General features: G+C 67.6%; 20 protein-coding genes. 10 read left to right on the forward strand and 10 right to left on the reverse strand.

Features of this window, described 5'->3' with window-relative positions; all coding sequences use genetic code 11:
* Positions 1-142: 142 nt before the first annotated feature.
* Positions 143-1831, reverse strand: a complete 1689-nt coding sequence (fadD2, locus tag LJF27_RS27150) for a long-chain-fatty-acid--CoA ligase FadD2 (RefSeq protein ID WP_003091644.1) — start codon at positions 1829-1831, stop codon at positions 143-145.
* A 246-nt stretch (positions 1832-2077) separates the two neighbouring features.
* On the opposite strand from fadD2, the gene LJF27_RS27155 reads away from it, so the two are divergent.
* From LJF27_RS27155 to LJF27_RS27165, 3 genes are all read left to right on the forward strand, one after another.
* Complete coding sequence (locus LJF27_RS27155; protein ID WP_023117038.1) at positions 2078-3028, forward strand: alpha/beta hydrolase; 951 nt, start codon at positions 2078-2080, stop codon at positions 3026-3028.
* Entirely contained in the window at positions 3025-3495 is a 471-nt protein-coding gene (locus LJF27_RS27160; RefSeq protein WP_003091647.1) for a MaoC family dehydratase, read from the forward strand. The genes LJF27_RS27155 and LJF27_RS27160 overlap by 4 nt, the downstream gene beginning before the upstream one ends.
* A 150-nt stretch (positions 3496-3645) precedes the next feature.
* On the forward strand, positions 3646-4821 hold the full coding sequence (locus LJF27_RS27165; protein WP_023117039.1) for an MFS transporter: 1176 nt from the start codon (positions 3646-3648) through the stop codon (positions 4819-4821).
* On the opposite strand, the gene LJF27_RS27170 is transcribed toward LJF27_RS27165, so the two are convergent.
* From LJF27_RS27170 to LJF27_RS27195, 7 genes are all read right to left on the reverse strand, one after another.
* Entirely contained in the window at positions 4802-5659 is an 858-nt protein-coding gene (locus tag LJF27_RS27170) for an HlyD family secretion protein (protein ID WP_003091654.1), read from the reverse strand. The genes LJF27_RS27165 and LJF27_RS27170 overlap by 20 nt on opposite strands.
* Positions 5660-5685: 26 nt before the next feature.
* Positions 5686-5889, reverse strand: coding sequence for a DUF1656 domain-containing protein (locus tag LJF27_RS27175; protein ID WP_003091655.1), 204 nt, complete (start codon positions 5887-5889; stop codon positions 5686-5688).
* Positions 5876-7870, reverse strand: a complete 1995-nt coding sequence (locus LJF27_RS27180) for an FUSC family protein (RefSeq protein ID WP_003107446.1) — start codon at positions 7868-7870, stop codon at positions 5876-5878. Before LJF27_RS27180 ends, LJF27_RS27175 begins: the two co-directional genes overlap by 14 nt.
* 207 nt (positions 7871-8077) lie before the next feature.
* Complete coding sequence (gene ccoM / locus LJF27_RS30495; protein ID WP_003091657.1) at positions 8078-8191, reverse strand: cytochrome c oxidase subunit CcoM; 114 nt, start codon at positions 8189-8191, stop codon at positions 8078-8080.
* A gap of 248 nt (positions 8192-8439) precedes the next feature.
* On the reverse strand, positions 8440-8601 hold the full coding sequence (locus LJF27_RS27185; RefSeq protein ID WP_003091659.1) for a hypothetical protein: 162 nt from the start codon (positions 8599-8601) through the stop codon (positions 8440-8442).
* A complete protein-coding gene (locus LJF27_RS27190; RefSeq protein ID WP_003115462.1) occupies positions 8598-9200 on the reverse strand; it encodes an alpha-ketoglutarate-dependent dioxygenase AlkB family protein in 603 nt (200 codons plus the stop codon). The genes LJF27_RS27185 and LJF27_RS27190 overlap by 4 nt, the downstream gene beginning before the upstream one ends.
* Before the next feature lie 53 nt (positions 9201-9253).
* A complete protein-coding gene (locus LJF27_RS27195; protein ID WP_003091664.1) occupies positions 9254-9562 on the reverse strand; it encodes a hypothetical protein in 309 nt (102 codons plus the stop codon).
* 235 nt (positions 9563-9797) lie between these two features.
* Here LJF27_RS27195 and rapA point away from each other — a divergent pair, with 235 nt between their 5' ends.
* Positions 9798-12650, forward strand: a complete 2853-nt coding sequence (gene rapA, locus LJF27_RS27200) for an RNA polymerase-associated protein RapA (RefSeq protein WP_410896911.1) — start codon at positions 9798-9800, stop codon at positions 12648-12650.
* Between the two features lie 282 nt (positions 12651-12932).
* Complete coding sequence (locus tag LJF27_RS27205) at positions 12933-13388, forward strand: universal stress protein (RefSeq protein ID WP_003091672.1); 456 nt, start codon at positions 12933-12935, stop codon at positions 13386-13388.
* A 68-nt stretch (positions 13389-13456) separates the two neighbouring features.
* Here LJF27_RS27205 and LJF27_RS27210 read toward each other — a convergent pair whose 3' ends face one another.
* The gene (locus tag LJF27_RS27210) at positions 13457-15112 is read right to left on the reverse strand and encodes a phosphoethanolamine transferase (RefSeq protein WP_003091675.1); all 1656 of its coding nucleotides are present in this window, start codon (positions 15110-15112) and stop codon (positions 13457-13459) included.
* A gap of 326 nt (positions 15113-15438) precedes the next feature.
* Here LJF27_RS27210 and LJF27_RS27215 point away from each other — a divergent pair, with 326 nt between their 5' ends.
* Entirely contained in the window at positions 15439-17619 is a 2181-nt protein-coding gene (locus tag LJF27_RS27215) for a putative bifunctional diguanylate cyclase/phosphodiesterase (protein WP_003117586.1), read from the forward strand.
* A gap of 3 nt (positions 17620-17622) precedes the next feature.
* On the opposite strand, the gene LJF27_RS27220 is transcribed toward LJF27_RS27215, so the two are convergent.
* Entirely contained in the window at positions 17623-18513 is an 891-nt protein-coding gene (locus tag LJF27_RS27220) for an NAD(P)-dependent oxidoreductase (protein WP_003113156.1), read from the reverse strand.
* Between the two features lie 148 nt (positions 18514-18661).
* Between LJF27_RS27220 and LJF27_RS27225 the strand changes: the two genes are divergently transcribed.
* Genes LJF27_RS27225 through phnE form a run of 4 tightly spaced genes read left to right on the forward strand, consistent with a single transcriptional unit; the run spans position 18662 to position 21913 of the window.
* Positions 18662-19519: a putative selenate ABC transporter substrate-binding protein gene (locus tag LJF27_RS27225; protein ID WP_003113155.1), complete on the forward strand. Its 858-nt coding sequence runs from the start codon at positions 18662-18664 to the stop codon at positions 19517-19519.
* Entirely contained in the window at positions 19516-20319 is an 804-nt protein-coding gene (locus tag LJF27_RS27230) for a phosphonate ABC transporter ATP-binding protein (protein ID WP_003117585.1), read from the forward strand. Before LJF27_RS27225 ends, LJF27_RS27230 begins: the two co-directional genes overlap by 4 nt.
* The gene (locus LJF27_RS27235) at positions 20313-21146 is read left to right on the forward strand and encodes a PhnE/PtxC family ABC transporter permease (RefSeq protein WP_003113153.1); all 834 of its coding nucleotides are present in this window, start codon (positions 20313-20315) and stop codon (positions 21144-21146) included. The genes LJF27_RS27230 and LJF27_RS27235 overlap by 7 nt, the downstream gene beginning before the upstream one ends.
* A complete protein-coding gene (gene phnE / locus LJF27_RS27240; RefSeq protein ID WP_003091685.1) occupies positions 21143-21913 on the forward strand; it encodes a phosphonate ABC transporter, permease protein PhnE in 771 nt (256 codons plus the stop codon). The genes LJF27_RS27235 and phnE overlap by 4 nt, the downstream gene beginning before the upstream one ends.
* Positions 21914-21966: the final 53 nt, after the last annotated feature.

Consider the following 21966-nt stretch of genomic DNA (forward strand, 5'->3'; position numbering starts at 1 on the left):
GCGCGCCGAGATTATCAGCTTTGCCAGAGGCAGACCAGCACCAAACATGACCTATTCGGTCAAAAAAATGACCGAGACATTAGTCTCGGTCACGGTCTTTCCTGTCCCCGGCAAATGCCCGTTTCAGAGCCTTGTAAGGCTATCAGGCGATTTCGCGCAGCTCACGACGGAGGATTTTACCCACAGGCGTCATCGGTAATGCATCCTTGAGCACAATCTGTCGCGGAATTTTGTATCCGGTGAGGTTTTCCTTGCAGTAGGCCTTGAGTTCCTCGACCGACAGGCTGGGGTCGCGGGCCACCACGAACAGCTTCACCGCCTCGCCGGACTTCTCGTCGGGAATGCCCACCGCCGCGCAACTGGCCACCTTCGGATGGGCCATCACCACGTCTTCGATCTCGTTGGGGTAGACATTGAAGCCGGAGACCAGGATCAGGTCCTTCTTGCGATCGACGATGCGCACGAAGCCGTCCTCGTCGATCACCGCGATGTCGCCGGTCTTCAGCCAGCCTTCGGCATCGAGAATCTCCTCGGTGGCCTCGGGACGCTGCCAGTACCCCTTCATCACTTGCGGACCTTTCACACAGAGTTCGCCACGTTCGCCGACAGGCAGCTCGTTGCCCTGCTCGTCGATCACCTTGAGCGCCGTGCCCACGACCGGTATCCCCACCGTACCCAGGCGTGCCTGCTCGCCGTAGGGGTTGGTGGTCACCACCGGCGAGCATTCGGTGAGGCCATAGCCTTCCACCACGGTGCAGCCGGTGACGCCCTTCCAGCGCTCGGCGGTGGCGCTGACCAGTGCGGTGCCGCCGGAGTTGGTGAGCTTCAGGTTGGAGAAATCGACGTCCTTGAACCCGGGGTGCTCCATCAGCGCGACGAACAGGGTGTTGAGGCCGAGCAGCGCGGAGAAACGCCACTTCTTCAGTTCCTTGACGAAACCGGGGATGTCGCGCGGGTTGGTGATCAGCACGTTATGGTTGCCGCTGACCATCATGCACATGCAGTTCGCGGTGAAGGCATAGATGTGGTAGAGCGGCAGCGGCGCGATCATCACCTCCTGCGCCTCCTTCATCAGCGGCAGGCCATCCTTGCCGAGCTGGGAAAGCTGGGCGTGGACCTGCAGCATGTTCGCCACCAGGTTGCCGTGGGTGAGCATCGCCCCCTTCGAGACCCCGGTGGTGCCGCCGGTGTACTGCAACACGGCGACATCCTCCAGGCCGACCCTGACCGGCTGCAGGGCATGGCCCTGGCCTTGCTTCAAGGCCTGCCTGAACGGCAGCGCCTGGGGCAAGCGATAATCGGGGACCATCTTCTTCACCGACTTCACCACGCTGTTCACCAGCCAACCCTTCAGCGCCGGCAACAGGTCGCCCATGCGCGCCTCGATCAGGTACTCGATCCGCGTATCCGGGAGCACTTCCTCGACCAGCTTGCCGAACACGTTCAGGTAGACCAGCGCACGCACGCCGGCGTCCTTGAACTGGTGGCGCATTTCGCGGGCGGTGTACAGCGGATTGGTGTTGACCACCACCAGCCCCGCGCGCAAGGCGCCGAACACCGCGATGGGATATTGCAGGACATTGGGCATCTGCACCGCGATGCGGTCGCCGGGCTGGAGATCGGTCTGTTTCTGCAGGTAGGCGGCGAAGGCGGCGGACAGACGATCGAGTTCGGCGTAGCTGAGCGTCACGCCGAGATTGCTGAAGGCCGGGCGGTCGGCGAATTTCTTGCAGGAGCGCTCGAAGACCTCGACCACGGAACGGTAGGCGGCGAAGTCGAGACTGTCGGGTACGCCGGCCGGGCGTTTGTCGTTCCAGAATTCAGGTTGCATTTATTCTTGTCCTCTTACCTGAGCGGGTCTGGCCCGCATGTGCGGGGCATCGGGCAACTTAGCAGTTGCGTCGGACAGCGCAAATACTCCTCCTGCCCTTATTGATAGTGTGAATCTCCAGCCTGTCGCTCTTCGCCGCCCGCCATTCCAGAGCGGCCCGTGCCCAAGGGTGGCGCTTTTCCGGGACGAAGCCGCGTACGCTGCTAGAATGCGCCGCAACGCGTCCGCCCGGCACAAGGAACGAACATGCCCGCCGCTGCCTACTGGCTCCCCGCCAGCGACGAAACCCCGCTGTACACCCGCCACTGGCCGAGCGCAACGGCCGTCGGCGCGGTGATGCTGTCCCACGGCATGGCCGAGCACGCCGGTCGCTACGAGCGTCTCGCCGCCGCGCTGAACGCTGCCGGCTACCACTTCTATGCGATCGACCAGCGCGGCCACGGCCGGACCGCCGAAGCCGACGAGCTGGGCCACTTCGCCGACCAGGGCGGCTGGGGCAAGGTGGTCGGCGACCTGGCCAGCCTGAACCACCATATCCGCCAGCAGCACCCGGAACTGCCGATCTTCCTGCTGGGCCACAGCATGGGCAGCTACATCTCCATGGCCTACCTGCTGCACCACAGCTGCAGCCTGCAAGGGGCGATCCTTTCCGGTTCCAACTACCAGCCGCAAGCGCTCTACCGGATCGCCCGCCTGATCGCCCGCTTCGAGCGCTGGCGCCAGGGGCCGCTGGGCAAGAGCGCGCTGATCGACTTCCTCTCGTTCGGCTCGTTCAACAAGGCGTTCAAGCCCAATCGCACGGCCTTCGACTGGCTCAGTCGCGATCCGCAGGAAGTCGACAGGTACGTGGCCGACCCGCTGTGCGGCTTCCGCTGCAGCAACCAGTTGTGGGTGGACCTGCTCGGCGGCCTGGCCGATATCACCCCGCCCCCCCACCTGCGGCAGATCGATGCCGACCTGCCGCTGCTGGTCATCGGCGGCGAACGCGACCCGGTCAGCCAGGGCAAGCGCCTGGGCGACCTGGCCGACGCCCTACGCGGTGCCGGGCTGCGCCAGGTGACCCTGAAGACCTATCCCGAGGCCCGTCACGAGCTGTTCAACGAGAGCAACCGCGACGCGGTCACCCAAGACCTGATCGACTGGCTGGAACAGGCCCTGCGCCACCGCCGGGATCATTCGACAAAGGAGAGAACATGAGCCAGGTCCAGAACATTCCCTACGCCGAGCTAGAGGTCGGGCAAAAGGCCGAGTACACCAGCAGCATCGCCGAGCGCGACCTGCAGTTGTTCGCCGCAGTCTCCGGCGACCGCAACCCGGTGCATCTGGACGCCGCCTACGCGGCCACCACCCAGTTCAAGGAACGCATCGCCCACGGCATGCTCAGCGGCGCCCTGATCAGCGCGGCGATCGCCACCGTGCTGCCCGGCCCAGGCACCATCTATCTCGGCCAGACCCTGCGCTTCACCCGTCCGGTCAAGCTCGGCGACGACCTGAAGGTCGAACTGGAAGTCCTCGAGAAGCTGCCGAAAAATCGCGTGCGCATGGCCACGCGGGTGTTCAACCAGGCAGGCAAGCAGGTGGTCGACGGCGAAGCGGAGATCATGGCGCCGGAAGAGAAGCTCAGCGTCGAGCTGGCCGAACTGCCGCCGATCAGCATCGGCTGAGCGGCTTTCCCTACCGTCGGGCCATCCGGCCCGGCGGACTTGCCGGGCCGCCGCGCGCTGCTCTACCCTGTCCGCTGTCTTACCTCAATCATCAGGGATAACCGAAGGCACTCCACCGCCCGAAACCCCTTACCGGGAATCGGAGCCGCCATGGACCTTCGCTTGCTGTTGCTATCCCTGACCACCTTCGCCGCCGGCCTGGCGGAAAGCATCCTGATCGGCATCCTGCCGCCCCTGGCCGAAGACCTGCGGGTCTCCATCAGCCTGGCCGGCCAGCTCACCACCCTGTTCTCCCTCGGCTTCGCCCTCGCCGCACCGCTGCTCGGCTGGCTGACCCGGCGCATCGAACGCCGCCGCCTGCTGCTGGCGACCCTGCTGCTGTTCGCCCTCAGCAACGCGCTCGCCGCCCTCGCTCCGGGCTATCTCGGCCTGCTCCTGGCTCGCCTGGGAATGTCGGCCTGTTGCGGGCTGCTGATCGTCCTCGCCAGCCTGCTCGCCGCCGAGCTGGCCGCCCCGGCCCAGCGCGGCCGGGCGATCGGCCTGATCTTCATGGGCATCAGCGGTTCGCTGGTGTTCGGCGTGCCACTGGGCGTACAGATCAGCGACTGGTTCGGCTGGCGCTGGATCTTCGCCGGCATCGCGGTCTATTCGCTGCCCTTGTGCCTGCTGCTCTGGCGCTACCTGCCGCAACGCCAGGCCGGCGACCTGCCCGGCCGCGAAGGCTACCTGCGGCAGTTGCGCCAGCCCGCGCTGTGGCTCGCGCAACTGGTATCGATCCTGTTGCTCGGCGGGCACTTCACCCTGTTCGCCTATTTCACCCCGTACCTGGCGAGCATGGCCGGTATTCGCTCGCCCAGCGAGATCAGCCTGATCCTCCTGCTGATCGGCCTGGCAGCGCTGAGCGGCGGCTATATCGGCGGCTGGCTGGCCGACCGCCTCGGCCACCGGCGCGCCCTGCGTCTGGTACCGGGGGCCTTCGCCCTGGCGCTGGCGGCGGTGCCGCTGAGCCTGGGCAGCATCGGGTTCCTGCCGGTACTGATGGTCTGGAGCGCGATCAGCTGGATGATCTCGCCGGTGGTGCAGAGCTTCCTGCTGCGCAGCGATCCGGCCAGCGGTTCCGCCGGCGTCGCCCTGAACACCTCGGCCATGCACCTGGGCGTGGGCCTCGGCGCGGCGCTGGGCGGCCTGGTGGTGGCGGCACTGGGAGTCGCCGCGACGCCCTGGGTCGGCCTCGCCCTGGTGCTGGCGGCGCTGGCCTGCGCGCTTGGCGCCAGCACGCTGGATGGCGCCACGCAAGCGCTGCCGTTCAGTCCCCCTGCACGGTGACGCTGGCGGTCATCCCGGCGCTCAGGTGGACATCCGCCGGCACCTGGTCGAGGCGGATGCGCACCGGAATGCGCTGCGCCAGGCGCACCCAGTTGAAGGTCGGCTCGACATTGGCCAGCAACTGGCCGTCCGGCGTCGAGTTGCGGTCGGTGATACCGCTGCTGATGCTCTCCACCGTGCCGTCGATCGGCTGATCGCCGCTCATCAGGCGGACCTGGGCGCGCATGCCGACGCGGATGCCGGGCAGCTTGGTTTCCTCGAAGTAGGCGACCACATAGAAGGACTGCTGGTCGACCAACGCCATCACCGCCTGGCCCGCCGTGGCGTAGTTGCCCTGGGCCAGGCGCAGGTTGGTCACCTGGCCGTTGCGCGCGGCGCGCAGCTCGCTGCGCTTGAGGTTGAGTTCGGCGATCTTCACCTGGGCCAGCGCCTCCTGGTACTCGCTGCGAGCGATGGCGGCATTGATCTGGGCGTTTTCCTTGTCCTCGGCGCTGATCGCGCCGATGCCCAGGCGGCTGCGCCGGGCCGCCTCGTTCTGGCGCAACAGGTATTGCTGGTGACGGGTCTCGGCGACGGCGCGGGCCTGCTCCAGGTTGGCCTGGTAGCGTTCCTGGTCGATGCGCATCAGCACGTCGCCGACCTTGACCACCTGGTTGTCCTTGACCTCCAGGTCGGTCACCCAGCCGGACACGTCCGGCGCCACCACCACCACGTCGGCCCGCACCCGGGCATCGCGGGTCCAGGGCGAGAGCATGTAGTAGCGCCAGAGCCAGATGCCGGCGAGGACAGCGGCAGCGACCACCAGCAGGGTGACGACGACGCGAAGCGATGCACGCATGCGAATCTCCTTCTCGGGGCGACGATTCAGGTCGTAGCCGCCCAGGTAATGCCACTCAACATCAAAATGAACAGGGCGCAGTCGAACAGCGCCTCGTGCCAGACCCAGCGACGCAACGGCGTTTTCTGGATCAGCACCCGCAGCGCGGCGGTGGCCGCCAGCGCCAGCAGGGCATAGACGAACAGCGGGCTGAGGTAGACGCCGCCCCAGGCCGATTCATGCAGACTCATGGCTTTCCTCCTGATGGCACCACTGCTGCCAGGTGAACAGCAGTTGCGCCAGGGCCGCGCGCGCCAGGCGGCTGGCTTCGTCGTCGTGGCGAGCGTCACGCTCCAGGGCTTCGCGCAACGGCAGGCTGATCCGCTCCAGGCGGTCACTGCGCGGACCCGCGGGACCGGCCTCAAGCAGTTCGCCCAGTTCCCCGAGGAAGCGGTCGCGCGCCTTGCGCAGGACGCCACGGGCGCCTTCCAGGCAAGCCCGCAGGTGGATCAGTTCGTTACCCAGGTCGAGCGCCAGGAGGCCATCGTCCCAACGCCGCCGCTCCTGCTCCGGCAACAGGTTGGCGTGCCGCGCCAGGCGCAACAGGCGGTCGGCCATGCGCCCGCCGAACCAGTTCTCCGCCTGCGCCAGCGGGCGCCGGGTGAGGCGGCCGAGATCGACGCAGGTGGCGTCCAGCAGGCGTCGGGTCAGCCAGCCCGGACGCAAGGTCAGCAAGCGGAAGATCACCACCGCGAAGCCGACTCCGATCAGCACGCCCTGGGCGGAATTCAGCAGGGTCGCGAGGTTGTAGTCCATCTGGTTGCGCGGCGCGACCAGGACGATGAAGTGGATCGCGAACGAGGTGGCGGTGCCGGCGGTAACCGGTACGGCCATGCCCAGGGTGGCGAAGAACAGCGGCACGCCCATCGCCAGGCAGAGCAGCGGGAAGCCATTCCACTGCGGCAGCAGCCACTGGCTGACCAGCATCGCCGCCGGGATCGCGTAGACGATGCCGCGCAGGAAGCTCAGGCCGATGGCCACCGCGTTGTCGCGGTTGGCGAACAGGCTGCACACCACCGCCGCCAGCAGCATCGCGCCGGACGCCGCCGGCCACGCGGTATAGATCCAGTAGACCGACAGCCCGAGCAACGCCAGGGCGCTACGCGCACCGTAGAACAGCGCCATCTGCAGGTCGCGGTGCCAGGACAGGGTACCGGCGCTGCCCACCCGCCCCTCGACCTCGCCGCTGGCCACCGCGCGCATGCCCTTCTCGGCATTCACCGCCTTGAGCAGCAGCACCGAGCAGCGGGTCAGCAGGTAACGCTGGTCGTTGCTCCACTGCGGCTCGACCGCGACCTGCGCCAACTCCTCGCGCAGCGCCTGCATCGACGCCGGATCAGTTCCTTCCAGGGCGCTGGCCAGCGCGGCCAGCCAGCGCTCCACCCGGCGCTCTTCCTCTTCGCTCAGCCGCGCCCGTTGCCGGGCCACGCCGCGCGCGGTGCGCAACAGGCTGAGCAGGTCGCGCGAGAGCAACGCCAGGGCGCCGGCCCGGCGCCGCCCGCGCTCGCCTTCGAACCAGGCATGGTCGCGCTGCGCATCGACCTCGACGATCTTGCTCAGCGCGTTGAGCAGCCCCTGCGGCTGCCGCTGGCGCGGGTCGATCTCGCCGCGCGCGGCCTGCATGCCCAGCAGCCAGGTGGCGTGGGCCTGCTTGTCGAGGTTCTGCTCGACCCGCTGCGGCCAGAGGATCGCACTGACCGCCGAGGCGCAGATGATCCCCAGGCAGATCTCGGTACAACGCGCCACCGCCTGCTCGAAGACCAGCAGCGGCTGGTCCACCGCCGGCAGGCCAATGATCGCCACCGTATAGCCGGAAAGTACGAAGGCATAGGAAACGTGGTTGCGCAGGGAGGTCGAGGCCGCCGTGCAGAGCCCCAGCCAGAGCGAGATGGCCAGCAGGAACAACCAGGGCGCCTGGGCGAACAGCGCGATCATCAACACCGACATCGCGGTGCCGACCAGGGTGCCGAGCAGGCGGAACAAGCCCTTCGCCACCACCATGCCGGACAACGGCTGGGACACGATCAGCACGGTCATCAGCGCCCATTGCGGCTGCTCCAGGTCGAAGCGAAAGGCGCACCACAACGCCAGGCCGCCGGCCAGGAGCGTCTTGATGGCGAACTTGAGCGCCAGCGTCGAGGGTGCCAGGAACGGCTTCCAGTGAATGGGCACAGGGTCTTCCGAAACGGGGTCTACATCAGCATAGATAGCCGGCGAACGCCGAGGCGATATGTGCAGCCTATATTATTAGGCTGCTAACAATATCGTCCAGCGACATTCGTAGTATCCCGATCGCTGCGCCGGTGTTTTTCCAGGCGCAAAAAAACGGGCGACCGAAGTCGCCCTAAGTGCCTTGCGTGCTCTGTGTATCCGGGAGGATCAGCCTTTGCGGCTATGGGAATCCTTCCAGATGAAGTAACCGACCCCACCGAAGAAAGCGACCATGAGGCCTACTGTAAGAATCCCTGCGAGAACCACTTCGTCGATGAACATGTTGATGGCCTCCAGTTGCCGGTTGGGTGTTGCTCGATGGGCTCAGATTAGCGAGGCGCGGCGGCGCAATATTGACCTGGATCAATCGCCCGGACGGGCTTTTTCGGCCAGGTGCATGACACTGACCCAGGTCAAGTTTCGCAGGAGGGAGAATGCGGTCGGACGCCGCAGATAACCGGGAAAAACCTGCCCGATCGCCGCACGTTGCCCGCAGGAATGCGCCGCCGGCGAACGCGGCGGCGGAGGCTTCAGCGCTTCTTCGGCTTGCCTTTCGGCTTCTTCCGCGGCTTGCCCAGCGGCAACACCTGTTCGAAGGCCTTGCGGACCTCCTGCAGGCGCTTCTCGTGCACGTCGTGGATGCGCTTGTCGCGCTCGGCGCTGAGGTCGATCACCTTGTCGTCGTCGTTCATGGCTGGGGGTACACCAGGCGGAAGGTCAGGTTCAAACGGGGCATGCAGGAGCGGCGGGTCTTCGCCACCTGATGTTGCCAATGATGCTGGGTTGCGCCGCGCATGACCAGCAGGCTGCCATGGGTCAGTTCCAGAGAGTGGGCGATGCGGGTCTGGCCCTTGCGCCGCAGGTCGAAGCGGCGGCTGCCGCCGAGACTGAGCGAGGCGACCAGCGGATCGCGGCGCAGCTCTGGCTCGTCGTCGCTGTGCCAGCCCATGGAGTCCTGGCCGTCGCGGTAGTAGTTCAGCAGCACGCCGTTGACCCGCTGGCCGACCTCGCGCTCCACGCGCTCGCGGATCTCGCCGAGCAACGCGGTCCATGGCAGCGGCCGGTGGACCTGGCCGGAATAACGGTAGGCGGCGTCAGGGTCGCCGTACCAGGCCACCAGGCGCGGGGTCGGATGCTCCTCGCCATGGATGCGCAGGATCGGCTGTTCCCAGGGCGTTTCCTGTTCCAGGCGCAACAGCCAGGCGCTCGCCAGCGGCGCATCCAGCCAATGCGGGAGATAGCGCAGGTCGGCGTCCGGCAGGGTCAGGGGTGCGTCGGCGAACAGGTCCATGGGCCGCAGGTTACTACGCCGCAAGGCCGCTGCTGAAGCCTGGAAAACCAGGGTTACACTTCGATGTCGATCAATTGTCCCTTGCGCGGCAGCTCGTCCGCCTGGGCGCTCTCCCCCGCCTCGTCAGCCGGCGCCTCGTCCCCCTCGTCGCTCCGCGCGTGCGCCTCGCCGCCCTGGCGGCGCTGGCGACGGCGGTATTCCTCTTCCAGCCAGCTTTCCTCGTCGCGCTCCTGGCGCAAGGCGACGCCATCGCTGCCCGCGCCAGCCTGGGTCGGCGCGACCGGCGGCGTGGCCGGACGGGGCTTGGGCGGGTCCTGCTGGACGGTGACCGGGATCAGGCCCTGGGGGATCGGCGGAAGCATGCAGGCAACCTCTCTGGGTAGTGCCGCGTCATGGGTTCTCGCAGCGTGCCGGTTTGCGGCGTTCTTCTACAAGGGTTATCGGTCGACCCGCCGCTCGACTTGAGAACCAGCCGCCAGGCGGGCGCTCCCGTACCGACGGACGGCTCTCCGACGAAGCCGTGGCGCAACACGCAATCCATCGCCAAGCGTCGCTCAACGCCACGCGTTGCGGTACCATACCCGGCTTTTTTGGGAGGTGGACATGGCGCAGTATCAACCGGGGCAACGCTGGATCAGCGACAGTGAAGCGGAATTGGGCCTGGGGACCATCCTGGCCCAGGATGGCCGCCTGCTCACCGTGCTCTATCCGGCGACCGGCGATACCCGCCAATACGCCTTGCGCAATGCGCCGCTGACCCGCGTGCGCTTCGCCCCCGGCGATGAAGTGACGCACTTCGAAGGCTGGAAGATGACCGTCCGCGAGGTCGAGGAAAGCGAAGGCCTATTGGTGTACCACGGCCTCACCGCGCAGAACGAGCAGCGCACCCTGCCGGAAACCCAGCTCTCCAACTTCATCCAGTTCCGCCTCGCCAGCGACCGTCTGTTCGCCGGACAGATCGATCCCCTGCCCTGGTTCTCCCTGCGCTACCACACTCTCGAACGCCGCAGCCAACTGCTCCAGTCCTCGCTCTGGGGCCTCGGCGGCGCCCGCGCCCAGCCGATCGCCCACCAGTTGCACATCGCCCGCGAAGTCGCCGACCGCATGGCGCCGCGCGTCCTGCTGGCCGACGAAGTGGGCCTGGGCAAGACCATCGAGGCCGGCCTGATCATCCATCGCCAGTTGCTCTCCGGCCGCGCCGGGCGGGTGCTGATCCTGGTCCCGGAAAACCTCCAGCACCAGTGGTTGGTGGAGATGCGCCGGCGCTTCAACCTGCAGGTGGCCCTGTTCGACAAGGAGCGCTTCGCCGAAAGCGATGCCAGCAATCCCTTCGAGGACACCCAGTTGGCCCTGGTCGCCCTGGAGTGGCTGAAGGAAGACGAACGCGCCCAGGACGCCCTGTTCGCCGCCGGCTGGGGCCTGCTGGTGGTCGACGAAGCCCACCACCTGGTCTGGCACCAGGACCAGGTCAGCGCCGAATACGCGCTGGTCGAGCAACTGGCGGAGATCATTCCCGGCGTCCTGTTGCTCACCGCGACCCCGGAGCAACTCGGCCAGGACAGCCACTTCGCGCGCCTGCGCCTGCTCGATCCGAATCGTTTCCACGACCTCGAAGCGTTCCGCCGGGAGAGCGAGCAATATCGCCCGGTCGCCGAAGCGGTGCAGGAACTGCTCGACCACGGCAGTCTTTCCGCCGGCGCGCGCAAGGCCATCCACGGCTTCCTCGGCAGCGAGGGCGACGAGCTGCTGGCCAGCGTCGAGGGCGGCGATGAAGAAGCTCGCTCGCGCCTGGTCCGCGAGCTGCTCGACCGCCACGGCACCGGTCGCGTGCTGTTCCGCAACACCCGTGCCGCCGTGCAGGGCTTCCCCCAGCGCGAACTGCACGCCTATCCGTTGCCGATGCCGAGCCAGTACGAGGAATTGCCGGCCGGCGAACACCCGGACCTGTATCCGGAAGTGAATTTCCAGCAGCAGTGGGAAGACGGCGACGACAACAACCGCTGGTGGCGCTTCGACCCGCGCGTCGAGTGGCTGATCGATACCCTGAAGATGCTCAAGCAGTTCAAGGTCCTGGTCATCTGTGCCCACGCCGAGACGGCCCTCGACCTGGAAGACGCCCTGCGCCTGCGTTCGGGCATCTCCGCCACGGTGTTCCACGAAGGCATGAGCATTCTCGAGCGCGACCGCGCCGCCGCCTACTTCGCCGACGAAGAGTTCGGCGCCCAGGTTCTGATCTGCTCGGAAATCGGCAGCGAAGGCCGCAACTTCCAGTTCGCCCACCATCTGGTGCTGTTCGACCTGCCGGCCCACCCGGACCTGCTCGAGCAGCGCATCGGCCGCCTCGACCGGATCGGCCAGCGACACACCATCCAGTTGCACGTACCGCACCTGGAGAACAGCGCCCAGCAGCGCCTGTTCCAGTGGTACCACCAGGCGCTGAACGCCTTCCTCAATACCTGCCCCACCGGCAACGCCCTGCAACACGAGTTCGGCCCGCGCCTGCTGCCGCTGCTCGACGGCGGCGAGGACAAGGCCTGGGACGCGCTGCTCGCCGAAGGCCGCGCCCGTCGCGAAGCCCTCGAAGCGGAGCTGCACAGCGGTCGCGACCGCCTGCTCGAGCTGAACTCCGGCGGCGCCGGCGAAGGCGAGGCGCTGGTGGAGGCCATCGAGGAACAGGACGACGACTTCGCCCTGCCGATCTACATGGAGCGCCTGTTCGACGCCTACGGCATCCACAGCGAAGACCATTCGGAAAATGCCCTGATCCTCAAGCCAAGCGAGAAGATGCTCGACGCCGGCTTCCCCCTCGGCGACGACGAAGGCGTGACCATCACCTACGACCGTGCCCAGGCGCTGGCCCGCGAGGACATGCAGTTCCTCACCTGGGAACATCCGATGGTTCAGGGCGGCATGGACCTGGTGCTGTCCGGCTCGATGGGCAACACCTCGGTGGCGCTGATCAAGAACAAGGCGCTAAAGCCCGGCACCGTGCTGCTCGAACTCCTGTTCGTCAGCGAAGCCGTGGCACCGCGCGCCCTCCAGCTCGGCCGCTGGCTGCCGCCGCAGGCCCTGCGCTGCCTGCTCGACGCCAACGGCAACGACCTGGCCGGCCGGGTGTCCCTGGAAACCCTCAACGACCAGCTGGAAAGCGTGCCACGGGTCAGCGCCAACAAGTTCGTCCAGGCCCAGCGCGATGTGCTGGCCAAGCAGTTCGACGTGGCCGAGGGCAAGATCGTCCCGCGCCACGAGGAACGCGTGGCCAGGGCCAAGCAGCAGTTCGCCGCCGCCATGGACGAGGAACTGGCGCGCCTGACCGCGCTCAAGGCGGTCAACCCGAGCGTCCGCGACAGCGAGCTGGACAGCCTGCGCACCCAGCGCGAGGAAGGCCTGGCCCTGCTCGACAAGGCCTCCCTGCGCCTCGAGGCGATCCGCATCCTGGTCGCCGGCTGACGCCCGGCAACGGCTGCGCGAAACGAGAAGCCATGGGCATCCCCCATGGCTTCTTTCATTTCATTTCCAGCGAAGGCCGCAACGGCGGATGGCCGCGCGGCGACCGTTCGCCCCGTTCCCCGGCCCCCGCCGGGCCGCGAGCCGGGCGTCGCAGCGGAATCGCGACGGTCGCCCTGCGACTTATTGACCTCCGGCAAAGGTCCGCCGGCCGCGAGGGTCTACAGTGTCCTGGAAGTTTCAAGAACGCCCGGCGGGCGGACACTCACTCTGGAGGGACACCTTATGTACGATCGCATTCTGGTAGCCGTGGACGGCAGCCCGGTCTCCGACCGCGCCCTGGAAGAGGCCATCAAGCTGGCCGGCCTCAGCGGCGGCAAGCTGCGCGTCATCACCATCGTCGACAGCCCGCTGCGCCACCTTCCCGACTACGCGGTGTACTACAACCCCGAGCCGCTGCGCGAAGCCGCGCTGAAAGCCGCCGATGACGTCCTGGCCAAGGCCCGCGAGAAGGTCGAGGCGAGCAACGTCGAAGGCGCCACCTTCGATCGCGTCTGCCAGGAGCGCGCCAGCGAGGAAATCGCCGAGCGCATCGAGCTCGAGGCCCAGGCCAGCGATGCCGACGTGGTGGTCATGGGCACCCATGGTCGTCGCGGCATGCGCCGCCTGATGCTCGGCAGCGTGGCGGAAGGCCTGATCCGCGTGGCTTCGCGTCCGGTCCTGCTGGTCCGCGACAAATAAGGCGAAAGCCGACGAAAAAGGCCGTGGGGGGAATCCTCCACGGCCTTTTTTCTTTCAGCCCCCGTCGCTCACTGGGCTGCCCTGGGCGCGCGGCAACTGGCGAAGATGTCCAGCGCCGGCTGGTACAACGAAGTCTGTACGTCCAGCAGGCCGAGCACCGAGTGGAACAGGTTGTCGTGGCTCAGGTCCTTGTCGTCGCGCTTGCCGTCCAGGCAACTGCGCTGGATGCCCCAGTTGCCCAGCGCCTGCGGGGCGAACCACATGACCATCGGCACGTGGATCTGCGCCTGGGGCGCGATCGAATAGGGCGCCGCGTGCAGGTAGACGCCATTCTCGCCCAGCGACTCGCCGTGGTCGGACACGTAGATCATCGCCGTATCGCGCTTGTCGGCATTCCGCTTGAGCAATTCGATCACCTTCGTCAGGAAGTGGTCGGTATAGAGGATGGTGTTGTCGTAGACGTTCACCAGCTCTTCCTTGCTGCAACTGCCGAGCTGGTTGGTCCGGCATACCGGCTGGAAGCGCTCCATCTCCTTCGGGTAGCGCTCGTAGTACTCGGGACCGTGGCTGCCATCGGAGTGCAGGACGATGATGGCGTCGTCCTGCAGCCCGTCGATGTACTCCTGCAGGCCTACCAGCAGCGACTCGTCCAGGCAGTTCTTGCCGTCGCAGAACGGACTCGGCTGGGTCTTCGGGATGTCCCGGTTGGGCACCCGCAGGCAGGTGCCCTTGCAGTCGCTGTTGTTCTCCAGCCACAACACCTGCACGCCGGCACGCTGGAGAATGTCCAGCAGGCCTTCGTGGGTCTTGGCCTTCTTGTCGCTGTAGTCCTCGCGCGGGTACTGGGAGAACATGCAGGGCACCGAGACCGCGGTGGAAGTGCCGCAGGAACGGACCTGGGTGAAGTTGACGATGTCCTGCTTGCTCAGCTCCGGGTTGGTCTCGCGGGCGTAGCCGTTCAGCGAGAAATGATCGGCACGGGCGGTCTCGCCGACCACGAACACCAGCAGCGATTTCTTCTGTCGCTGCAGCGCAGCCGGCGCCTGGCGGGCGTCCAGGCCGATCGGCTCGACCACCAGGTGTTCCTTGATCACCAGGCGCTGCTTGGCGTACTTGCCCACCGCGTAGATGTAGTTGGTCGGGTTGATGAAGTGGGTCAGCTTGTCTTCCTCGCGGAAGATCGGGGCGTAGGTGGAATAGAAGCTGCCTACCATTACCGCGACGATCAGCAGGCAGCCGAGCAGCGTCAGGATCTTGTTCAGCAGGCCGCGGAAGAACGGCCGGTAGCGTACCGGCCAGAGCCAGATCAGCAGCGAAGGCAGGACACCGAGCAACAGCAGATAGCCGAGCAGGGTCGGGTTGACCAGGTCGCCGGCCTCGGTGGCGTTGGTCTCGAAGACGTTCTGCACCATCACCGTGTCGATGCTGATGCCGTAGCTGCCCATGAAGTAGGTCGCGCCGGCCGAGCACAGGGCGACCAGGGTCAAGGCCGGCTTGAGCAGCGGGCGGAAGGAAACCAGGGTCAGCAGGAGCGTGAAGGCGGCCCACAGGAACGCCGCGAACGAGGCGAAGAACGCGAAGCCCTTCAAGCCTTGCAGCGGCACCAGGCCATGCAGGGCCTTCCAGGTCGCCGCGTTGTAGAACACCACCAGAACCAGCGCGAACAGCATCACCAGCCGGGTCGAACCGATAGCCGGCAAGAAACGCTTGATACCCCCACCCATTGAAGCAACTCCTGAAACGTAACGGACCGCCGCCACCCCCCGTGGCGGGGCGCCCGAACTCTATCGGGCGCCTGGTCAAAATTTCGTGAAGCCTCGCGAGCCCTCGCGGGCGCAGCGATCATGCCCGTGGCGATGGAGCCGGAACAAGCTCAGCTATGCCTTTTCTCCCCGGGAAAATGCCGAAACCGGCCGTATGTCGGCGGCCAGCGACTTCCTTCCATGCCGACCTTGCAGGTGGCTCCCGCTATCTATACTGGAAGCACAATGCCACCCCCAGCCCGCACCCGCGCCGTCCGCGGGTTTTCCGTGTCCAGGGAGACACCGCTATGGATTGGCAAGGCCTGCGCTTCCTCGGAGAGTCTCCCGTCGACGGCTACGTGCTGCAGAACTGCACCTATTCGCCGTCGCTGGTGGCGCTCGCCTTCCTCGTCGCCTGCCTCGCCGGGTACACGGCACTGGACATGGTCGAGCGGGTCGGCAACAGCCTGAGCCACCCGCGCCTCTGGCAATGGATCGGGGCGTTCTGCCTGGGCAGCGGCATCTGGGCCACGCATTTCGTCGCCATGCTCGCGTTCCACGCGCCGATCGCCCTGCGCTACGACCTGCCGATCACCGGCCTGTCGCTGCTGATCGCCGTCGCCGCCTCGTACCTGGCGATGTACATGACCGCCCGCCCGCGCTTCGGCCTGCTGCCCTGCCTGCTCGCCGCCTGCTGCATCGGCCTGGGCATCGCTGCCATGCACTACACCGGGATGGCGGCGATGCGCTCGGTGGCCACCCAGTACTACCAGCCATCGCTGTTCGCCCTTTCGGTACTGATCGCCATCGGCGCCGCCTTCACCGCCCTCGCCGCGGTCCCCTACCTGCGCGGCCGGCGCAGCGCGCGCTACCGCTACATGAAACTGATCGCCAGCCTGCTGCTGGCCGGCGCCATCGCCGCCATGCATTTCACCGGGATGGCCGCGCTGGTGCTCAGCGTACCCGCCGGCACGCCGCTGGAACTGCAAGCCAGCGCCGACTCGCTGCGCCTGGGCTGGCTCACCGGAGTGCTCGCCAGCGCCATCGCCGCCTGCGGCATCTGGGCCGCATGGTCGGAGAAACAACGGGAGCGCCGGCTCAGCGAAAACAGCCGGGTCAACGCCCTGCTCAACCAGCTCGACCACGCCCACGCCTCGCTGCGCCAGATGGCTCGCTACGACAGCCTGACCGGCCTGCAGAACCGCACGGCATTCAACGAAGTGTTCGTCCAGCACCTGGAGAATTGTCGCCTGAGAGGCAAGGGCCTGGCGGTGATGTTCCTCGACCTCGATCACTTCAAGCGGATCAACGATTCCCTCGGCCACGACTCTGGCGACCAACTGCTGAAGATCGTCTCCGAACGCATCCGCAGCGTGTTGCGCGATAGCGACGTGGTGGCGCGCTTCGCCGGCGACGAGTTCTGCGTGCTCGCCGACCTCACCCAGGACCACGAGGCGCACATCCTCTCGCAACGCCTGATGCAGAAGATGAAGGAACCCATCGCCCTGGACGGGCGCACCCTGGTGATGACCGCCAGCGTCGGCGTCAGCCTCTACCCGAACGACGGCGAGCAGTGCGAGGAGCTGCTGAAGAACGCCGGCCTGGCCCTGCACCAGTCCAAGGCCTGCGGGCGCAACAACGCGCAGTTCTTCAGCCGGCAACTGCTGGTGCGGGCGACCCAGGAACTGCAGATGGAGGAGGAACTGCGCCAGGCCCTGCGCGACGACCAACTGGAGCTGCACTACCAGCCGATCCTCGCCCTCGCCGACGGCGAGGTACACCAGTTGGAGGCATTGGTGCGCTGGCGCCATCCGACCCAGGGCCTGCTCGGTCCGGACCGCTTCATCGGCCTGGCCGAAGCCAACGGCATGATCGACCAGCTCGACGACTGGGTGCTGCGACGCGCCTGCCGCGACCTGCGCAGCCTGCACCTGGCCGGCCACGAACGGCTGCGGGTGGCGGTCAACTGCTGCGCCAGCAATCTCGGCCGGGCCAGCCTGGTCGACGAAGTCCGTCATGCGCTGGAGCAGGCCGGGCTGGCGGCGTGCTTCCTCGAACTGGAGGTGACCGAGGACGCGCTGATGTACAACATCGACCAGACCATCCCGCTGCTCGAACGCCTCCGCGAGCTGGGCGTCAGCCTGTCGATCGACGACTTCGGCACCGGCTATTCGTCGCTCGCCTACCTGCGGCGCCTGCCGCTGGACGCGCTGAAGGTGGATCGCTCGTTCATCATGGACATCCCCGCCTCGCAGCGGGACATGGAAATCGCCCAGGCGATCATCGCGATGGCCCAGAAGCTCCATCTGAAAGTCGTCGCCGAGGGCGTGGAGACCCCGCAGCAACTGGCGTTCCTGCGGGAGAACCATTGCGAGCTGGTGCAGGGCTACCTGTTCAGCCGGCCGCTGCCGCTGGCGGCCCTGGAAGAGTTCCTCCGCGCCTACCGCTTCGACGCCGCGCCGCCGCTGCGCAGCCTGAACCAGGCCTGAGGTTCACTCGACGGCGGTCCGGTATTGCTCCACCAGGGTCGCCGGATCGCGTTCGAGATAGCCCTGGCTGCCGTGCAGACGCATCAACTGCGCGGCCAACCCGCTCATCGGGGTGGCCGCGCCTTGCTCGCGGGACAGCTTCACCGCGGTATCGAGATCCTTGAGCAGGGTCCGTACGTGCCACTTGACCGGCTCGTAACGGCTCTCGGCCATTTGCGGGGCGAGGATCTGCAACGGCTTCGAGTCGGCGAAGCCGCCCGCCAGCGCCGGAGCGACCAGGCTGGCGTCGACCCCGGCCCGCTCCGCCAGCGCCACCACTTCGGCGATCACCAGGGCGTTGCAGGCAACGATCATCTGGTTGCAGACCTTGGTCACCTGCCCGGCGCCCACCTCGCCCATGCGCGTCAGGCGCTGGCCAAGCCGGGAGAGGACCGGCCGCAGGCGTTCGATATCCGCTGCGCGTCCGCCGGCCATGATCGCCAGGCTGCCGCTTTCCGCGCCCGGCGTGCCGCCGGAGACCGGCGCGTCGACCCAGCGCACGCCGCAGCGCGCCTCCAGCTCGGCGGCCATCTCGCGGGTGGCGGCCGGCTCGGCGCTGGAGAAATCCACCAGCAACTGCCCGGGCCTGGCGTTCTCGACGATGCCGCCGGCGCCGAACACCACTTCACGCACCGCCGCGGTATCGGCCAGGCAAAGCATCAGGATTTCCGCGTCGGCGGCCAGTTCGGCCGGGACCTCGACGGCTTTCGCGCCCTCGGCCGCGAGCAACTCGCGTTTGCCCGGCGAACGGTTCCACACCGCCAGCGGATAGCCGGCGGCCAGCAGCCGGCGGCACATGGGCACGCCCATCAGGCCGAGACCGGCGAAGGCAAGGGAAGGCAGGGAAGCGGACATGGCGAACTCCAATACGCAGCGAATGGGCACGGGGAGCGCCATATTACCCGCGAGGCGCCGGCGAGCAACGCCGCGACGGCTGCCCAAGCGGGCCGCGCACCACTATACTCCCCGGGTTTTTTCCGCCATTGAACCGGAGAACTCTCCCATGTTGAAACGCTCCCTGGCGCTCGCCGCCGGCATCGCCCTGTCCCTGTCCGCCGCGCTCGCCCACGCCGAAACCCTGAAAGAACTCAAGGTCTCGGCGATCCCCGACGAGGCGCCCACCGAGCTACTGCGCAAATTCAAGCCGCTCGGCGCCTATCTGGAGAAGCAACTCGGCATGCCGGTGAAGTTCGTCCCGGTGGCCGACTACGCCGGGGTGGTCGAGGCGCTGGCCGCCGACCGCCTGGACATGGCCTGGCTGGGCGGCTTCACCTTCGTCCAGGCGCGGCTGAAGACCGGCAACGCCATTCCCCTGGTGCAGCGCGAGCAGGACCAGCAGTTCACCAGCAAATTCATCACGGCCGATCCCCAGGTGAAATCCCTGCAGGACCTGAAGGGCAAGACCTTCGCCTTCGGCTCGGTCTCCTCCACCTCGGGCAGCCTGATGCCGCGCTACTTCATGCAGAAGGACGGCATCGTCCCCGAGCAGTTCTTCTCCCGCGTCGCCTACTCCGGCGCCCACGACGCCACCGTAGCCTGGGTCCAGGCCGGCAAGGTCGACGCCGGCGTGCTGAACGCCTCGGTCTGGCAGAAGCTGGTGGACAGCGGCAAGGTCGATACCGCCAAGGTCAAGGTCTTCGCCACCACGCCGACCTACTACGACTACAACTGGACCGTGCGCGGCAACCTCGACCCGGCCCTGGCCGAGAAGATCAAGCAGGCCTTCCTCGCCCTCGACCCGGCGAAACCGGCCGACAAGGAGATCCTCGACCTGCAGGCCGCCAGCCGCTTCATCGAGACCAATCCGGACAACTACAAGGGCATCGAGGAGTCCGCACGCGCCGCCGGCCTGCTGAAGTGAGCCTGAGCCTCGACGGCGTGGACCTGGTCCACGCCGACGGCCAACGCGCCCTTGCCGACATCCGCCTACGCCTGGCCGCTGGCGAACGGGTGGCCCTGATCGGACCTTCCGGCGCCGGCAAGACCAGCCTGCTGCGGGTGCTCGCCAGCCAATGGCGGCCCAGCGTCGGCCGTGTCGAACTGCTCGGCGAGGAGCCCTGGGCGCTATCCGCCGCCGCCCGCCAACGCCTGCGCGCGCGCATCGGCCTGGTCCACCAGGCACCGCCGCTGCCGCCACGGCAGCGGGTGGTCAGCGCGGTACTGGCCGGGCGCCTCGGCCAGTGGCCGCTATGGAAGAGCCTGGTCAGCCTGGTCTATCCGCTGGACCGCGCCGGCGCCCACGACGCACTGCAACGCCTGGATCTCGGCGACAAGCTGTTCCAGCGCTGCGACCAGCTTTCCGGCGGCCAGTTGCAGCGGGTCGGCATCGCCCGGGTGCTCTACCAGCGCGCCGAGCTGATCCTCGCCGACGAACCGGTCTCGGCCATGGACCCGGTGCTCGCCGGCCATACCCTGGCCCTGCTCAACCGCGAGGCCGCCGCGCGCGGCAGCACCCTGCTGGCCAGCCTGCACGCGGTGGACCTGGCGCTGCAACACTTCCCCCGGGTGATCGGACTGCGCGCCGGACGCATCGCCTTCGACCTGCCCGCCGGCGAAGTCGACCGCGCCGCGCTGGACGCCCTCTACGCCAACGAACAACTGCAGGCCGAGCGCGCCAGCCCGGCCGGCGAACCCGCCGTGGTGCACATCCCACGATGCTGAACGCCGCTTCTCCGCCGCGCGACCCCGCCGCCCTGCCGCGCCTGCTGCTGACCCTGGCCGCGTTGCTGCTGCTCTGGCCGGGGCTGCGCCTCAGCGAACTGGATATCCCCGGCCTGTTCAGCGGCGACAACGCGCGCACCATGGGCGGTTTCCTCGCCGGCTTCTGGCCGCCGGCACACGATCCCGGGTTCCTCGCCCTGCTCGGCCGCGCCACCCTGGAAACCCTCGCCATCGCCACCGCCGGCATGGCCCTGGCCTGGCTCCTGGCGTTTCCCGCCGCACTGCTGGCGACCCGCGCCCTGTCGCTCTCGGCACTGCCGCGCGGCGGCCTGCCGGCCTGGTGGGCACGGGCACTGCGCTGGCCGGTGCGCGGCCTGCTGATCCTCCTGCGCAGCGTGCCGGAAATCGTCTGGGCGCTGCTGTTCGTCCGCGCCGTGGGCCTGGGCCCCACCGCCGGGGTGTTGGCCATCGCCATCACCTATGCCGGCATGCTCGGCAAGGTCTACGCGGAAATCTTCGAGTCGGTGGATCCGCGCCCCACCCGCGCCCTGCTGCTGGGCGGCGGATCGCGGCTGGCGGCGTTCGCCTACGGGGTGCTGCCGAACGCCGCCGGGGAAATGATTTCCTACACTGTCTATCGCTGGGAGTGCGCGATCCGTGCTTCGGTGGTGATGGGCTTCGTCGGCGCCGGCGGCCTCGGCCAGCAGATCGACCTGTCGCTGCGGATGTTCGCCGGCGGCGAGGTTGCCAGCATCCTGCTGACCTTCCTCCTGCTGGTCCTCCTCGCCGACCTGCTGAGCCGCTTCCTGCGCGGGAGGCTGGCATGAGCCGGACCTGGCGCCTGCTGCTCTGGCCGCTGCTGGTGGTGGCCGCGGTGGGCGCCTCGTTCGCCTATCTGGACATGGACACCGCAGGTCTTTTCAGCGGCAAGGGACTGGGCCAGATGGCCGCCTACGCCAGCGAGTTCTTCCCGCCCGACCTGTCCGCTCCGCACCTGCGGGCGATTGGCCGGGGGCTGCTGGAAACCCTGGCCATGTCGGCCATCGGCACCCTGCTGGCGGCGCTGCTCGGCCTGCTCTTCGCGCTGCCGGCGGCAGGTCGCTTCGGCGTGCCGGCGCAGAGCCTGGCGCGACTCCTGCTCAATGCGCTGCGCGCGGTGCCGGAGCTGGTCTGGGGCGCGCTGATGGTGCTGGCGGCCGGGCTCGGGCCGAACGCCGGGACCCTCGCCCTGGCGCTGCACACCGGCGGCGTGCTCGGCCGGCTGTTCGCCGAAGCCCTGGAGAACACCCCGGCGCAGCCCGCCGAGGCCTTGCGCCTGGCCGGCAGCGGACGCCTCGCGGCATTCGCCTATGGCACCCTGCCGGGGGTCTGGCCGCAACTGGTGGCCTATACCCTGTACCGCTGGGAGAACAATATCCGCATGGCCAGCGTGCTCGGCTTCGTCGGTGCCGGCGGGCTCGGGCAGATGCTCTATTTCAGCCTGAGCCTGTTCCAGCAGGCCCAGGCCGCCACGGTGATCCTGGCCATGCTGGTCCTGGTGCTCGGGGTCGACAGCCTGAGCGCCTGGGCGCGGCAGCGCTGGGTCAGCCAATAGGAAAACGCGCCGCCGCGCCCGTTCGAGGAAATTTACGAAGCCCGCCGAAGATC

Origin of the sequence: Pseudomonas sp. 203-8 (genome assembly GCF_020708595.1) — a bacterium.
Lineage (GTDB): Bacteria > Pseudomonadota > Gammaproteobacteria > Pseudomonadales > Pseudomonadaceae > Pseudomonas > Pseudomonas aeruginosa.

Bases quoted from the DNA above. Each gene is read 5' to 3' on its own strand.
- LJF27_RS27190 (WP_003115462.1), bottom strand. From the start codon at position 9,200: ATGGACCTGTTCGCCGACGCACCCCTGACCCTGCCGGACGCCGACCTG.
- fadD2 (WP_003091644.1), bottom strand. From the start codon at position 1,831: ATGCAACCTGAATTCTGGAACGACAAACGCCCGGCCGGCGTACCCGAC.
- LJF27_RS27235 (WP_003113153.1), top strand. From the start codon at position 20,313: ATGCTGAACGCCGCTTCTCCGCCGCGCGACCCCGCCGCCCTGCCGCGC.
- LJF27_RS27210 (WP_003091675.1), bottom strand. From the start codon at position 15,112: ATGGGTGGGGGTATCAAGCGTTTCTTGCCGGCTATCGGTTCGACCCGG.
- phnE (WP_003091685.1), top strand. From the start codon at position 21,143: ATGAGCCGGACCTGGCGCCTGCTGCTCTGGCCGCTGCTGGTGGTGGCC.
- LJF27_RS27155 (WP_023117038.1), top strand. From the start codon at position 2,078: ATGCCCGCCGCTGCCTACTGGCTCCCCGCCAGCGACGAAACCCCGCTG.
- LJF27_RS27195 (WP_003091664.1), bottom strand. From the start codon at position 9,562: ATGCTTCCGCCGATCCCCCAGGGCCTGATCCCGGTCACCGTCCAGCAG.
- LJF27_RS27185 (WP_003091659.1), bottom strand. From the start codon at position 8,601: ATGAACGACGACGACAAGGTGATCGACCTCAGCGCCGAGCGCGACAAG.
- LJF27_RS27205 (WP_003091672.1), top strand. From the start codon at position 12,933: ATGTACGATCGCATTCTGGTAGCCGTGGACGGCAGCCCGGTCTCCGAC.
- LJF27_RS27170 (WP_003091654.1), bottom strand. From the start codon at position 5,659: ATGCGTGCATCGCTTCGCGTCGTCGTCACCCTGCTGGTGGTCGCTGCC.
- LJF27_RS27220 (WP_003113156.1), bottom strand. From the start codon at position 18,513: ATGTCCGCTTCCCTGCCTTCCCTTGCCTTCGCCGGTCTCGGCCTGATG.
- LJF27_RS27215 (WP_003117586.1), top strand. From the start codon at position 15,439: ATGGATTGGCAAGGCCTGCGCTTCCTCGGAGAGTCTCCCGTCGACGGC.
- LJF27_RS27165 (WP_023117039.1), top strand. From the start codon at position 3,646: ATGGACCTTCGCTTGCTGTTGCTATCCCTGACCACCTTCGCCGCCGGC.
- LJF27_RS27175 (WP_003091655.1), bottom strand. From the start codon at position 5,889: ATGAGTCTGCATGAATCGGCCTGGGGCGGCGTCTACCTCAGCCCGCTG.
- LJF27_RS27225 (WP_003113155.1), top strand. From the start codon at position 18,662: ATGTTGAAACGCTCCCTGGCGCTCGCCGCCGGCATCGCCCTGTCCCTG.
- ccoM (WP_003091657.1), bottom strand. From the start codon at position 8,191: ATGTTCATCGACGAAGTGGTTCTCGCAGGGATTCTTACAGTAGGCCTC.
- LJF27_RS27160 (WP_003091647.1), top strand. From the start codon at position 3,025: ATGAGCCAGGTCCAGAACATTCCCTACGCCGAGCTAGAGGTCGGGCAA.